Genomic DNA, 12668 nt, shown 5'->3' on the forward strand with positions numbered 1-12668 from the left:
GGTCTCGGCGAGCGCGTCGGTCCCGGTGGCCAGCCGGGTCACCCCGCCGTCCGACCAGCCGCTGCCGACCAGTGGCCCGGCGCCGCAACCCCGGGTGTACGGGCGGCCCGCCCGCCCGGAGCCCGACGAGGCTCCCGAGCAGGACGAGTCCGGGTTCCCCGGCCAGGACGGGCCGCACGGCAACGGCTTTCCCGGCCCGCAGTCGCGGTCCGAGGACGCCGACGGCCCGCACGGGTATGCGGGCGCGCCCTCCTCGCCCGCCGCGCCGCCGGCGTTCCCGGTCGGCGTGCCGTCCTTCGTGGACACGCCCGGCAACACCCGTCCCGCCAACGGCGTGCACCCGGGCGGCGAGCAGCCCGACTCCGCCCGTGACCCGTTCGGCGGCCCGCAGAGCCCGTACGGCGCTCCCGGCGGCCAGGACGCGTTCGGCGGCCCGGGTGGGCGGCCGGACCCGTTCGGCGCCCCGGGCGGCCAGCAGGATGCGTTCGGCGGCCCCGGCCAGCAGGACCCGTTCGGCGGCCCGGGCGGGCAGCAGGCGCCGTTCGGCAGCCCGGCCGGCCGACCCGAGCCGTTCGGCGAGCAGGACCGGTTCGGCCCGTCGGCCGGGGGACGCGCCTCGGTCGCGATGCCCGGCCAGGGCCCGGCTGGTGGCGGCAACGCCTTCCCGCCGCCGCCCCAGCAGGCCCCGCCGGCCTGGTCGCAGGACGGGCCCGGCACCGAGCCGGAGCAGGGCCGCTTCGACGCGTTCAAGCCGGACGCCGCCGAGTCGCAGACCGAGGCGCCGCCGCCGAAGGTGCGCAACGGCCGGGTGCTCGCCGCCGTGCTGATCGCGGCGGTACTCATCCTCGCCGTACCGCTGGGTTTGCTCACGCTGCTCGGCAAGGTCGGCGACGACAAGTCGGCCGGCTTCGACCCGGCGGTCGGCTCCTGCGTGAAGCAGTCCGGCACGAGCGCCGTGGCCGCCGACTGCGGTGAGCCGGGAGCGTTCAGCGTGGTGTCGAAGGTGGACAACAAGGACAAGTGCGCCGATCTGGCGCAGCCGTCGGTCTCGGTCGAGAGCGGCGGGACCACCCGGGTGCTCTGCCTGAAGCCCGCCGGCCAGTAACCGCACGTACGCGGAGCGTCCATCCCTCACCGGGGTGGGCGCTCCGCGTCGTTCCGGTGTGCGTCTGTTCACCCCGGGATCGCCGGGAGCGGGCCCGGCCGGTGCGGCACGATGGGGGCATGAGCGCACGCGTACGGGCACCGGAACTGCGGGGTCGGGCCTGGCTGAACACCGGCGGCAGGGCCGTCACGCTGGCCGACCTGCGCGGCAAGATCGTCCTGCTCGATTTCTGGACGTTCTGCTGCATCAACTGCCTGCACGTGCTCGACGAGCTGCGTCCGCTCGAAGACAAGTACGGCGACGTCCTGGTCGTGATCGGCGTGCACTCGCCGAAGTTCGAGCACGAGAAGGACCCGGCGGCGCTGGCCGCGGCCGTCGAGCGCTACGGCGTGCACCACCCGGTGCTCGACGACGCCGAGATGGACATGTGGCAGCAGTACGCGGCCAAGGCGTGGCCGACGCTCGCCGTGGTCGACCCCGAGGGGTACGTGGTCGCCACCATGGCCGGCGAGGGGCATGCCGAAGGGCTGGCCCGGCTGATCGACGAACTGATCGCCGGCCACGAGGCGAAGGGCACCCTGCACCGGGGCGAGGGCCCGTACGTGCCGCCGGCCGAGCCGGACACCGTCCTGCGGTTCCCCGGCAAGGCGCTGCCGCTCGACGGCGGGAACCTGCTGGTCAGCGACTCGGCCCGGCACTCACTGGTCGAGCTGGCCGCCGACGGCGAGACGGTGGTCCGCCGCATCGGCGCCGGCTCCCGGGGCCGCACCGACGGCCCGGCCTCCGCCGCCACGTTCGCCGAGCCGCAAGGGCTCTGCCTGCTGCCGCCGCACGTGGCCGAGGTGGCCGGCTACGACGTGGTCGTCGCGGACACGGTCAACCACCTGCTGCGCGGCGTACGGCTGTCCTCCGGCGAGGTGGTCACGGTGGCCGGCACCGGACGGCAGTGGCGCTCGACTGTCGACGACCACGCGCACGACGCCCGCGCTGTCGACCTCTCCTCCCCCTGGGACGTGGCCTGGTACGACGACCGGGTGGTCGTGGCGATGGCCGGTATCCACCAGCTCTGGTGGTTCGACCCGATCAAGCGGACCGCCGGCATGTACGCCGGGACCACTGTCGAGGCGCTGCGCGACGGCCCGCTGCCGGACGTGTGGATGGCCCAGCCGTCCGGGTTGTCGGTCTCGGCCGACGGCTCCCGCCTCTGGGTGGCCGACAGCGAGACCAGCGCGATCCGGTGGGTCTCCGACGGCGAGATGCACACCGCAGTCGGTCAGGGCCTGTTCGACTTCGGGCACGTCGACGGCCCGGCCGACCAGGCGTTGCTCCAGCACCCGCTGGGCGTGTGCGCGCTGCCCGACGGCTCGGTGCTGATCGCGGACACGTACAACGGGGCGGTGCGCCGCTTCGACCCGGAGACCGGCCAGGTGGGCACCGTGGCGGACGGGCTGGCCGAGCCGAGCGACCTGGTGCTCACCGGCGAGGGCGACGTGCTCGTGGTCGAGTCGGCCGCGCACCGGCTGACCCGGCTGGCGCCGGGCGCGCTGACCTCGGCCGGGGCGAACACGGTGGACGGCCCCCGGCACCGGCTGGAACGCAAGCCGACCGACGTGGCGGCCGGGGAGCTGACCCTGGACGTGATCTTCACGCCGGCGCCGGGGCAGAAGCTCGACGAGACGTACGGGCCGTCGACCCGGCTCGTGATCTCGGCGTCCCCGCCGGAGCTGCTGGTCGAGGGTGCCGGCACGACCACCGACCTGTCCCGCAAGCTGATGGTCAGCGGCGACGTGGCGCAGGGCGTGCTCCAGGTGACCGCCCAGGCGGCGACCTGCGACGCCGACGTCGAGCACGCGGCCTGCCACCTGACCCGGCAGGACTGGGGCGTGCCGATCCGGGTGGTCACCGGTGGCGCGACCCGCGTGCCGCTGGTCCTGCGGGGCATGGACGAGTCCTGACGGTGCGTGTTAAGAAGGGCCCCTTCCTCTACCGGAGGCGTTAAGAGGGGGCCCTTCCTTTCACGAGAACGGAGTGAGCGTGACCCCCGCGTCGATGAGCGCGGCCCGTACCAGCTCCGCGCACCGCACCGCGCCCGGCGTGTCCCCGTGCAGGCAGATCGACTCGACCGGGGCGGGGATGACAGTCCCGTCCACGGCGACCAGCGTGCGCTCGACGGCCATCCGTACCGCCCGGACGGCCACCTGCTCCGGGTCGGTCACCAGCGCGTCCGGTGAGCTGCGCGGCACCAGCGTGCCGTTCGGGAGGTAGTTGCGGTCGGCGAAGCCCTCGGCCACCACCCGCAGCCCGGCGCCCGCAGCGAGCTGGGCCAGCACGGTGCCGGGCTGGCAGAGCACCGGCAGCTCGTGGTCGTACCCGCTGATCGCCGCCACCAGCGCGGCGGCCTGGCCCTCGTCGCGGGCGGCCGCGTGGTAGAGCGCGCCGTGCGGTTTGAGGTAGCGGACCCGGGTGCGGTACAGGCGGCAGAAGGCGTCGAGCGCCCCGAGCTGGTAGATCGTCTCGTCGCGCAGCTCGGCGAAGTCGTACGCGATGTGCCGCCGGCCGAAGCCGGCGAGGTCCCGGTAGCCGACCTGCGCGCCCACCGCGACGCCGCGTTCGGCGGCGCCCGCGCAGACCCGGTGCATGGTGGCCGCGTCGCCGGCGTGGAAGCCGCAGGCGACGTTCGCGGAGCTGATCAGGTCGAGGAGCGCGTGGTCGTCGCCCAGCCGCCAGCTTCCGAATCCCTCGCCCAGGTCAGCGTTGAGGTCCATGGAACGTCACCGTAGTGCCTGGCCGGGCCTGGGCGAGCGGGGTCACGTCGTCCACCACCCCGATGACGGGGTACCCGCCGGTGGTGGGGTGGTCGGCCAGGAAGACGAGCGGCCGGCCGTCCGGCGGCACCTGCACCGCGCCGAGCACCAGGCCCTCGCTGAGCAGTTCGCCGGCGACCGCGCGGCTCAGTGTCGCGCCGGCCAGCCGCGCGCCGACCCGGTTGCTGTCCGGGCTCACCGTGTACGCGGTGCGGCACAGCACGTCCAGCGCCTCCGGGGTGAACCAGTCCTGCCGGGGGCCGGGGCGCACCGTGAGCCGCAGCTCGTCCGGGACCGGCCGGGTGACGGCGAGGTCGACCGGTGCGGGTGGGCCGGCCGGGGTGCCGATCGGCAGCCGGTCCCCGTCGCGCAGCGGCGGCGGTCCGAGGCCGGAGAGCGTGTCGGTGGCGCGGCTGCCGAGCACCGGTTCGACAGCGATCCCGCCGCTGACCGCGAGCCAGGTCCGCACCCCGGCGCGGGCCGGTCCGACGCGCAGCACCGCACCGGCGGGCAGCGCGAGCGGCCGTCCGACGTCCCCCGGGCGCCGCCGTGCGGATCCGGCCCGCCACTCGACGACCACGTCGGCCGGCGCGCCGGTGAGGGCGACCGCCACGGCCCGGGTGAAGCGCAGCGTGCAGCCGGTCACGGTGATCTCCAGCCCGGCCGCATGCTCGTCGTTGCCGACGAGCCGGTTGGCCAGGCGCAGGGCGGCCGGGTCGAGCGCGCCGGAGCGGGGTACGCCGAGGTGCGCCCAGCCGGCTCGGCCCTGGTCCTGGACCGTGGTGAGCGCCCCGGCCCGCAGCACCTCGATCACGACGCGTCGACCAGGCGGACGCGGGTGCCGGGGGTGAGCCGGGCCGGTGGGTCGGCGTGCACGTCGAACAGCGGCAGATCGGTGCGGCCGACGAGCAGCCAGCCACCGGGTGACGCGGCGGGGTAGATGCCCGCGTACGGGCCGGCGAGCGCGACCGAGCCGGCCGGTACCCGGGTACGCGGCGTGGCGAGCCGGGGCACCGCCAGCTCGGGCGGCAGCCCGGTCAGGTACGCGAACCCGGGTGCGAACCCGCAGAACGCGACCCGGAACTCGGTACGCCGCAGCCGGTCGACGACTGCGGGCACGTCGACGTTCCAGTGGCCGGCGACGAGCGGAATGTCCTCGCCGTCGTACACGACCGGTACCCGGACCTCGGTGGTGGCCGCGCCGGAGGCGGCGGTGCGGGGGTGCCAGGCGGCGATCCGCGCGGCGGCTGCCTGCGGGTCCGGTACGCCGTCGAGCAGCACGGTGACCGCGCCGGGGACGATCTCGGCGGCGGTCAGCTCGCCCGCTTCACGCCGGTGCCACAGTTCGGCCCGCCACGCCTGCGCCTGCTCCGCGTCGTCACAGTCGAGGAGCAGGGCGTACGCCCCGACCGGCCGGATCCGCATCCGGTCATCCTCCCGTCGAGTGAGGTGACGGTCCACACTACTTGCAAGTAACCTACGCCGTCGTAACCTATTGCTGTGACGACCTCCGCACCGTTCCGGCTCCGGCCGGCCGACATCGGGAAGCCGCGTATGCGCGGCTGGCTGCACGCGTACGCGTTCTTCGCCGCTCTCGTCTGCGGCATCGTGCTGTGTTCGATCGCCGCCGGCCGTCCCGGCTGGGCGCCGCTGGTGAGCTGCCTGATCTACAGCTTCACCGTGTGCGGGCTGTTCGGCACCAGCGCGCTCTACCACCGGCGGGTCTGGACCGAACGCGGCTACCAGATCATGCGCCGGATGGACCACTCGATGATCTTCGTGTTCATCGCCGGCACCTACACACCGTTCTGCGCCCTGCTGCTGGACACCCGGCAGGCCACGATCATGCTGAGCCTGGTCTGGGGCGGCGCGATCGCGGGCGTGGCGGTGAAGCTGATCTGGCCGCACGCGCCGCGCTGGGTCTCCGCCCCGCTCTACCTGGCGCTCGGCTGGGTCGCGGTGGCCATGCTGCCGCAGATCCTGCACTCCGGTGGCGTCACCGCGCTGGTGCTGCTGAGCGTGGGCGGCGCGATCTACAGCGTGGGCGCGGTGTTCTACGCGCTACGCCGGCCGAATCCGTGGCCCACAGTCTTCGGGCACCACGAGTTCTTCCACGCCTGCACGCTCGTCGCGGCGATCTGCCACCACATCGCGATCTACTTCGCACTGTTCGCCTGACCGAGCGGACCCCGGACATGCGCGAGGGCCCCGCACCGTTGCGGGGCCCTCGGGTTCTCGGGGGTCAGGCCGGGTAGCCCGAGCCCGGGCGGCGCACCTCGCGGTACTCCTCGCGCACCACGCGGTCGTCGCGCACCGGCACCACCGGCTCGGCGACCACCTGCTCGCGGACCGGGGCGGCCACGACCCGGCGGCGGCTGTTCCAGAAGTAGAGCGTGGTGAGCAGGCCGGCGACGCCGGCGAGCATGAGCACCCAGCCCACCACGTTGAGGTTCAGCCATCCCAGATCGGCGTCGATGGCGAACGCGAAGATCGCGCCGAGCGCGATGAGGAAGATGCTGGCACCGATGCCCATGACGTCGCCTCCTTGGCGTCCTGCTGGCGTTTCCTGCCCGCCGCGGCCATGGATGAGGTAGCGGCACACATCGACATACCCAGGCGCTTCGATCGTCAATCAGGCAAGCTGGGCGGTATGACGGACGGCAGGAACGGGCAGCGGACGCTGGTTCTGCTGCGGCACGCCAAAGCCGAGCAGTCCGCGGACGGCCCGGACGCGGAGCGGTCGCTCACCGCGCGGGGCCACGCCGACGCGGCGGCGGCCGGCGCCTGGCTGGCCCGGCAAGGGCTGCTTCCCGACGTGGTGCTCTGCTCGCCCGCGCGGCGCACCCGGCAGACCTGGCACGACGTGGCGATGGGCATGACCGGCTCGCCACCGGAGGGCGGCCCGGCGGGTTCGCGCCCGGCGGTGCGGTACGAGGCGGCCGCGTACGACGCGCACCCGGACCAGTTGCTGGCCCTCGTCCGGACGGTCGAGCCGACGGCCGGCACGGTGCTGCTCGTGGCGCACAACCCTGGTGTCTCGCTGCTCTCGGCGCTGCTCGACCCGCAGCGGGCCGACCCGGACGGGCTGCGTACCACCGATCTCGTGGTGCACCGGCCGACGACCCGGTGGGCCGAGCTGGCCCCCGGCGGCGCGCCGCTCACCGCCCGCCACACCGCCCGCGCCTGACCGGTACGACTCAGCCCCGGCTGTCGTAGGCGGCCCGGTTGGTGAGCACGTCGTCCATGTGCGTCTCCGCCCAGACCTTCAGGCCCTGGATCGTCTTGAGCAGCGAGAGCCCGAGCGCTGTCAGCTCGTAGGTGACTGTGACCGGCACCGTGGGCTCCACGGTGCGGGTGACCAGGCCGTCGCGTTCCAGGGCGCGCAGCGTCTGGGTGAGCATCTTCTGGCTGACGCCGGCGAGCGTGCGGGACAGCTCCGAGTAGCGCATCGGGCGCGGGACACCTGCGCAGTCGGCACCGAACCGGTGCGAGCCGTCGCTGCGCAGCGCTGCCAGCACCAGCGTGACCCACTTGTCGGCGATCCGGTCCAGTAGTTGCCGGCTGGGGCACTGGGCCAGGAACGCGTCGTACTCCGCCTTGCTCATCTCTGCTCCTGCCGCCCGCTCCTGCCGTCCGGTGAGCTACGCACTTTTAGGTGCCTACTTCCCAGCAGAAAGTTACACCCCGATAGTGGAGGTCGGCGCCGCGACCCGGCGGCGTCGCGTAACGGACGACGAGAGCCAAGAGGTACACGCATGGCCCGCACCACCCTTCCCGGCGGCACCTGGACGCTGGGCGACCTGACCGTCACCCGGTTCGGCTACGGCGCGATGCAACTCGCCGGCCCCTGGGTCATGGGACCACCGGCCGACCATGACGGCGCCCTGGCGGTGCTGCGCGAGGCGGTCGCACTCGGCATCACCCACATCGACACCAGCGCGGCGTACGGGCCGTACGTCACCAACCGGCTGATCCGGGAGGCGCTGCACCCGTACCCGGAGTCGCTGCACGTCGTCACGAAGGTCGGCGCGGACCGGGACGAGCAGGGCGGCTGGCCCACGGCCCGGGATCCGCAGAGCCTGCGCCGGCAGGTCCGGGAGAACCTGGAGACGCTAGGCGTGGACGCGCTCGGCCTGGTCAACCTGCGGCTCGGCGACGCCACGGGGCCGCAGCCCGGGTCGCTCGCCGAGGCGCTGGAGACGCTCGTCGCGCTCCGGCAGGAGGGCCTGATCCGCCACCTCGGCCTGAGCAACGTGACGCCCGAGCAGGTGGCCGAGGCGCAGACGATCGCGCCGATCGTCTGCGTGCAGAACCGGTACAACCTGGCCCACCGCGGCGACGACGACCTGATCGACGAGTTGGCCCGGCAGGGCGTCGCCTACGTGCCGTTCTTCCCGCTCGGCGGGTTCACGCCGTTGCAGTCCTCGGCGTTGTCGGCGGTGGCGGAACGCCTGGGGGCGACGCCGATGGGCGTCGCCCTGGCCTGGCTGCTGCGGCGCTCGCCGAACATCCTGCTGATCCCCGGCACCAAGTCCGTCGCGCACCTGCGCGAGAACGTCGCCGGTGCCGGGCTGGCCCTCTCCGGCGACGACCTCGCCGAACTGGACCGGATCGGCCGCTGAGACGCGGCGTCAGGACGGCGGCGCGGTCGGCGGCGGCGGGTCGGGCGGCGGCGGCATCATCGCTGTCGGATGCGAGAGCCGGTTCTCCTCCACGATGAGCGTGCGGGCCCGCTTGCGGCGGTCCTGCCAGAACCACAGCGTGGTCAGCAGAACGCCCAGCCCGGCCAGGATGAACACCCAGCCGACCGCGCGCAGGTCGATCCACCAGACGTTGGCCCGGATGGCGAAGGTCATGATCGCGCCGAGCGCGATGAGAAAGATGGCGCTACCAATGCCCATGTGCGCTGCACTCCCCCGTGCGATGGCCTTGGGCGTACTCCGGTCGTGGTCCGCGACGGTTACCCGCCACCGGGCCGCCTATCCACCCGGGCGCACGCACGACGACGGCCGGCGGGCTGGTGCCCGCCGGCCGTCGTCATGAGGGGGAGAGTGACGTGTCAGGGGTGAAAGCCCCCGGAAGGGCTCAGAAAGCCTCCTCCGGGAGGTCCATGATCTCCAGGTCGGTGCCCTCGATGATCCGGCGGTCGGCGCCGATGCGGGGCAGCACCTCGCGGGCGAAGAACCGGGCCGCGGCGACCTTGCCGGTGTAGAAGGACTTGTCGGCCGCGGAGACCTCGCCGGCCAGCGCCTTCAGAGCCACGTCCGCCTGCTTCTGGAGCAGCCAGCCGACCACCAGGTCGCCGATCGCCAGCAGGAACCGGCGGCTGCTCAGGCCGACCTTGTAGAGCGCGCGGGTGTCGCCGCCCTGGGCCTCGCCAAGCCAGCCGGTCATCACGCCGAGGATGTTCTGGATCTCGGCGAGCGCCTTGCCGAGCGCCTGACGCTCCTCCTTGAGCTGGCCGTTGCCGGCCTCGGAGGCGATGTGCTCCTGGATCTCGGCGGCGACCGCCATCAGGGCCTTGCCGTTGTCCCGGACGATCTTCCGGAAGATCAGGTCGAGGCTCTGGATCGCGGTGGTGCCCTCGTACAGGGTATCGATCTTGGCGTCCCGGACGTACTGCTCCAGCGGGTAGTCCTGGAGGAAGCCGGAACCGCCGTAGGTCTGGAGCGACTCGTGGCCGAGCAGCTCGTACGCCCGCTCCGAACCGACGCCCTTGACCAGCGGCAGGAGCAGGTCGTTGACCCGCTTCGCCAGCTTGGTGGCCTTCTCGTCACCGGCCGCCTCGGCGATCGCGACCTTGTCCTGCCAGCTCGCGGTGTAGCAGACCAGCGCGCGCAGGCCCTCGGCGTACGACTTCTGCAGCAGCAGCGAGCGGCGCACGTCCGGGTGGTGGGTGATGGTCACCCGCGGGGCAGTCTTGTCGGCCATCTGGGTGAGGTCGGCGCCCTGCACCCGGTTCTTGGCGTACTCCAGGGCGTTGAGGTAGCCGGTGGAGAGCGTGGCGATCGCCTTGGTGCCGACCATCATCCGGGCGTACTCGATGATCATGAACATCTGGCGGATGCCGTCGTGCTTCTCGCCCAGCAGCCAGCCCTTGGCCGGTACGCCGTGCTCGCCGAAGGTCACCTCGCAGGTGTTCGAGACCTTCAGGCCCATTTTGTGCTCGACGTTCGTCGCGTAGACGCCGTTGCGCTCGCCCAGCTCGCCGGTCTCGGCGTCGAAGTGGTACTTCGGCACGACGAACAGCGACAGGCCCTTGGTGCCCGGGCCGCCGACGCCCTCGACGCCGACCGGACGGGCCAGCACGTAGTGGACGATGTTGTCGCTCAGGTCGTGCTCACCGGAGGTGATGAAGCGCTTCACGCCCTCGATGTGCCACGAGCCGTCCGGCTGCTGGATCGCCCGGGTACGGCCGGCGCCCACGTCGGAGCCGGCGTCCGGCTCGGTGAGGACCATGGTCGAGCCCCACTGCTTCTCGATGAACAGCCGGGCCCACTTCTTCTGCTCCTCGGTGCCCTCGACGTGCAGCACGTGCGCGAAGGACGGGCCGGAGGCGTACATCCAGATCGGGGCGTTGGCGCCGAGCACCAGCTCGGCGAGCGACCACCAGAGGGCGCGCGGGGCGTTGGTGCCGCCCAGGGTCTCCGGCAGGTCCAGGCGCCAGAACTCGGAGTCCATGAACGCCTTGTACGACTTCTTGAACGACTCCGGCAGCGGCGCCGTGAACGTCGCCGGGTCGAAGACCGGCGGGTTGCGGTCGCTGTCCGAGTAGCTGGCGGCCAGGTCCTCGCGGGCGAGGCGGTCGACCTCGGAGAGGAAGCTACGGGCGGTGTCGACGTCCAGGTCCGTGTACGGCGCCTGGCCGAACGTCCGGTCCGCCCCGAAGACCTCGAACAGGTTGAACTCGAGGTCCCGCACGTTGCTCTTGTAGTGGGTCATGCTCGCTGGCCCCGCTTCCCGGACAGGTGTTACCGATCAGTAACTCCAGACTGTATTACTCACCGGTAGGCAACGACAAGCCGATCTCGGAAGTGACAGCGATTACACACTTCCCGTTCATCAGTCGGCGGCGCCGACCTCCCAGCTCGGAACCGGGGTGGCGGTGGTGCTGCGCGGCCCGACGTACTCCATCAGGACCAGCGCGATGTCGTCGTCGAGCCGGCCGTGCACCCACTCGACCAGGGCGGTCTCCAGCGAGGCCAGCCCGTCCGCGACGGTGCCGTGGCCGAGCAGCCGCCAGGCCCGGTCGGCGGTGGGGAAGAACTCGCCGTCCCGGCGCGCCTCGCCCAGGCCGTCGGTGAACAGCAGCAGCCGGTCGCCCGGTTCCAGCCGCTCCACCCGGGGCCGGACCACGGGCATGAAGCCGAGCGGGGGCGCGGGCGCGGGCGGCTCCAGCGGGATCACCGCACCCCGGCGCAGCAGCAACGGCGAGGGGTGCCCGCAGTTGACGATGGTGAGCGTGCCGCCGCGCTCCTCGATCAGTGCGGCGGTGACGAAGTCCTCGTCGCCGACGTTGCGGGCCACCGCGCGGTCCAGGTCGGTCACCACCGCGCGCAGGTCGGCCCGCTCGTACGCGACGTGCCGGTAGGAGCCGAGCACGATGCTGGCCAGGCGGACCGCGTCCAGCCCCTTGCCCCGTACGTCACCGATGATCATGCGGACGCCGTACGGGGTGTCCATCACCTCGTACAGGTCGCCGCCGATCTCGGCCGTCGCGGTGGAGGAGATGTACCGGGCGGCCACCGCGAGCGTGCCTACCTGCGGGCCGAGCGGCCGCAGCACCGCCTGCTGGGCGACCGAGGCGAGCCGGGACAGCTCCGCGATCCGGTCCGCCTGGCGCTGGCGTATCGCCGCCGTCGCAGCCGCGATCGCGGTGGCCACCCCGACGGCTGTCACGTTGACCACTGTCACCAGCGGGCTGCCCCGTTCGGCGACGGCGAAGCCGATCCCGATGGCGGTGGCCAGGCCGCCGACCGCGAGCACCACCCGCCAGGACGCCAGTGCCGCCGCGAGGAACGGCGCGACGACCATCAGCGCGAGGTAGTGCGCCGGGCGGCCGTCAGCCAGTTCCACCGCGACCACGATCGCGAGCAGCGCGAGGGCCGCGCCGAGACCGGCGCGGGATCCGGGACTCAGCGGGCCTCGGCCCGGCTGGAAGGGTTGCGTGCGTACATCCGACAGCATGCCTGATGGACGTGAACGGGAGAATGAACCTGGCCCGTCGGTCGTGGAAGTTCTGCCCGACTGGCCGGTCAGCCGAGCACCTCGTACCGGACGTTCACGTGGCCGAGGCTGGTGGCGGCGATGGTCGCGAACGCGGCGCGGGACAGGTCCAGGCACCGGCCGTCGATGAACGGGCCACGGTCGTTGATCCGCACCACCACCGACTTGCCGTTTGCCGGGTTGGTCACCCGGACCTTGGTGTTGAACGGCAGCGTCTTGTGCGCGGCGGTGAGCGCGTCCGGGTTGAACGTCTCGCCGTTCGCCGTCATCTGGCCCTCGGCGTAGAAGGACGCGCCGCAGGAGCCACTGTCCACGACCTTCGGGCTGCTCGTCTTCTTCGCCGTCGGCGACGGGGAGGCGGTCCGGGCCTTGCTGCGGGAGGCCGCCTCGGTGCGGCTCGCCTTCGGACTCGGGGTGGCCTTCGGCGACGGGCTGAGGCTCGCGCTCGGCGAGGCGGACACGCTCGGCGAGGGGGCGGCCGACGTGGGGGCGGGCGTGCTGGGCAGCGTCTCGACCACGGCCGGCTCGGCGGG

The 12668-nt window shown here is 72.9% G+C and carries 13 protein-coding genes and 1 pseudogene; 5 read left to right on the forward strand and 9 right to left on the reverse strand.

Annotated elements, in window-relative coordinates; genetic code table 11:
* Together ABD52_RS32845 and ABD52_RS32850 are read left to right on the forward strand one after the other, a co-directional pair.
* Nucleotides 1-1105 (forward strand): annotated as a pseudogene (locus ABD52_RS32845) (hypothetical protein); the annotation flags it as partial.
* Nucleotides 1106-1224: 119 nt separating this feature from the next.
* Nucleotides 1225-3060 (forward strand): NHL domain-containing thioredoxin family protein, encoded by a 1836-nt coding sequence (locus tag ABD52_RS32850; protein ID WP_047894293.1) that lies wholly within the window; start codon nucleotides 1225-1227, stop codon nucleotides 3058-3060.
* A gap of 60 nt (nucleotides 3061-3120) precedes the next feature.
* Here the strand turns inward: ABD52_RS32850 and ABD52_RS32855 are convergent, their stop codons facing one another.
* The 3 genes from ABD52_RS32855 to ABD52_RS32865 are packed head-to-tail and all read right to left on the reverse strand — an operon-like array spanning nucleotide 3121 to nucleotide 5334.
* Nucleotides 3121-3870 carry a LamB/YcsF family protein gene (locus ABD52_RS32855; RefSeq protein WP_047894294.1) on the reverse strand — a complete coding sequence of 250 codons (750 nt, stop codon included), beginning with the start codon at nucleotides 3868-3870 and terminating at the stop codon, nucleotides 3121-3123.
* Nucleotides 3854-4723, reverse strand: a complete 870-nt coding sequence (locus ABD52_RS32860) for a biotin-dependent carboxyltransferase family protein (RefSeq protein WP_047894295.1) — start codon at nucleotides 4721-4723, stop codon at nucleotides 3854-3856. Before ABD52_RS32860 ends, ABD52_RS32855 begins: the two co-directional genes overlap by 17 nt.
* The gene (locus ABD52_RS32865; protein ID WP_047894296.1) at nucleotides 4720-5334 is read right to left on the reverse strand and encodes an allophanate hydrolase subunit 1; all 615 of its coding nucleotides are present in this window, start codon (nucleotides 5332-5334) and stop codon (nucleotides 4720-4722) included. Before ABD52_RS32865 ends, ABD52_RS32860 begins: the two co-directional genes overlap by 4 nt.
* Nucleotides 5335-5409: 75 nt before the next feature.
* On the opposite strand from ABD52_RS32865, the gene ABD52_RS32870 reads away from it, so the two are divergent.
* Nucleotides 5410-6087, forward strand: coding sequence for a hemolysin III family protein (locus ABD52_RS32870; protein ID WP_047894297.1), 678 nt, complete (start codon nucleotides 5410-5412; stop codon nucleotides 6085-6087).
* 64 nt (nucleotides 6088-6151) lie between these two features.
* Here ABD52_RS32870 and ABD52_RS32875 read toward each other — a convergent pair whose 3' ends face one another.
* Nucleotides 6152-6442: a DUF6458 family protein gene (locus ABD52_RS32875; protein WP_013283349.1), complete on the reverse strand. Its 291-nt coding sequence runs from the start codon at nucleotides 6440-6442 to the stop codon at nucleotides 6152-6154.
* Between the two features lie 117 nt (nucleotides 6443-6559).
* On the opposite strand from ABD52_RS32875, the gene ABD52_RS32880 reads away from it, so the two are divergent.
* Nucleotides 6560-7096: a histidine phosphatase family protein gene (locus ABD52_RS32880; RefSeq protein WP_013283348.1), complete on the forward strand. Its 537-nt coding sequence runs from the start codon at nucleotides 6560-6562 to the stop codon at nucleotides 7094-7096.
* A 10-nt stretch (nucleotides 7097-7106) separates the two neighbouring features.
* Here ABD52_RS32880 and ABD52_RS32885 read toward each other — a convergent pair whose 3' ends face one another.
* Nucleotides 7107-7514: a helix-turn-helix domain-containing protein gene (locus ABD52_RS32885; protein WP_047894298.1), complete on the reverse strand. Its 408-nt coding sequence runs from the start codon at nucleotides 7512-7514 to the stop codon at nucleotides 7107-7109.
* A 150-nt stretch (nucleotides 7515-7664) separates the two neighbouring features.
* Between ABD52_RS32885 and ABD52_RS32890 the strand changes: the two genes are divergently transcribed.
* Entirely contained in the window at nucleotides 7665-8531 is an 867-nt protein-coding gene (locus tag ABD52_RS32890; protein ID WP_013283346.1) for an aldo/keto reductase family oxidoreductase, read from the forward strand.
* Nucleotides 8532-8540: 9 nt separating this feature from the next.
* Here ABD52_RS32890 and ABD52_RS32895 read toward each other — a convergent pair whose 3' ends face one another.
* From ABD52_RS32895 to ABD52_RS38690, 4 genes are all read right to left on the reverse strand, one after another.
* Nucleotides 8541-8810, reverse strand: coding sequence for a DUF6458 family protein (locus tag ABD52_RS32895; RefSeq protein ID WP_013283345.1), 270 nt, complete (start codon nucleotides 8808-8810; stop codon nucleotides 8541-8543).
* 184 nt (nucleotides 8811-8994) lie between these two features.
* Nucleotides 8995-10851 carry an acyl-CoA dehydrogenase gene (locus ABD52_RS32900; RefSeq protein WP_047894299.1) on the reverse strand — a complete coding sequence of 619 codons (1857 nt, stop codon included), beginning with the start codon at nucleotides 10849-10851 and terminating at the stop codon, nucleotides 8995-8997.
* A 120-nt stretch (nucleotides 10852-10971) separates the two neighbouring features.
* The gene (locus ABD52_RS32905) at nucleotides 10972-12096 is read right to left on the reverse strand and encodes a PP2C family protein-serine/threonine phosphatase (protein WP_047894300.1); all 1125 of its coding nucleotides are present in this window, start codon (nucleotides 12094-12096) and stop codon (nucleotides 10972-10974) included.
* 68 nt (nucleotides 12097-12164) lie between these two features.
* Nucleotides 12165-12668 (reverse strand): septal ring lytic transglycosylase RlpA family protein (locus tag ABD52_RS38690; RefSeq protein WP_047894301.1); only part of this gene is annotated, 504 nt, incomplete at its 5' end.

The organism is Micromonospora sp. RV43 (assembly GCF_001029515.1).
In the GTDB taxonomy this organism is placed as follows: domain Bacteria; phylum Actinomycetota; class Actinomycetes; order Mycobacteriales; family Micromonosporaceae; genus Micromonospora; species Micromonospora aurantiaca.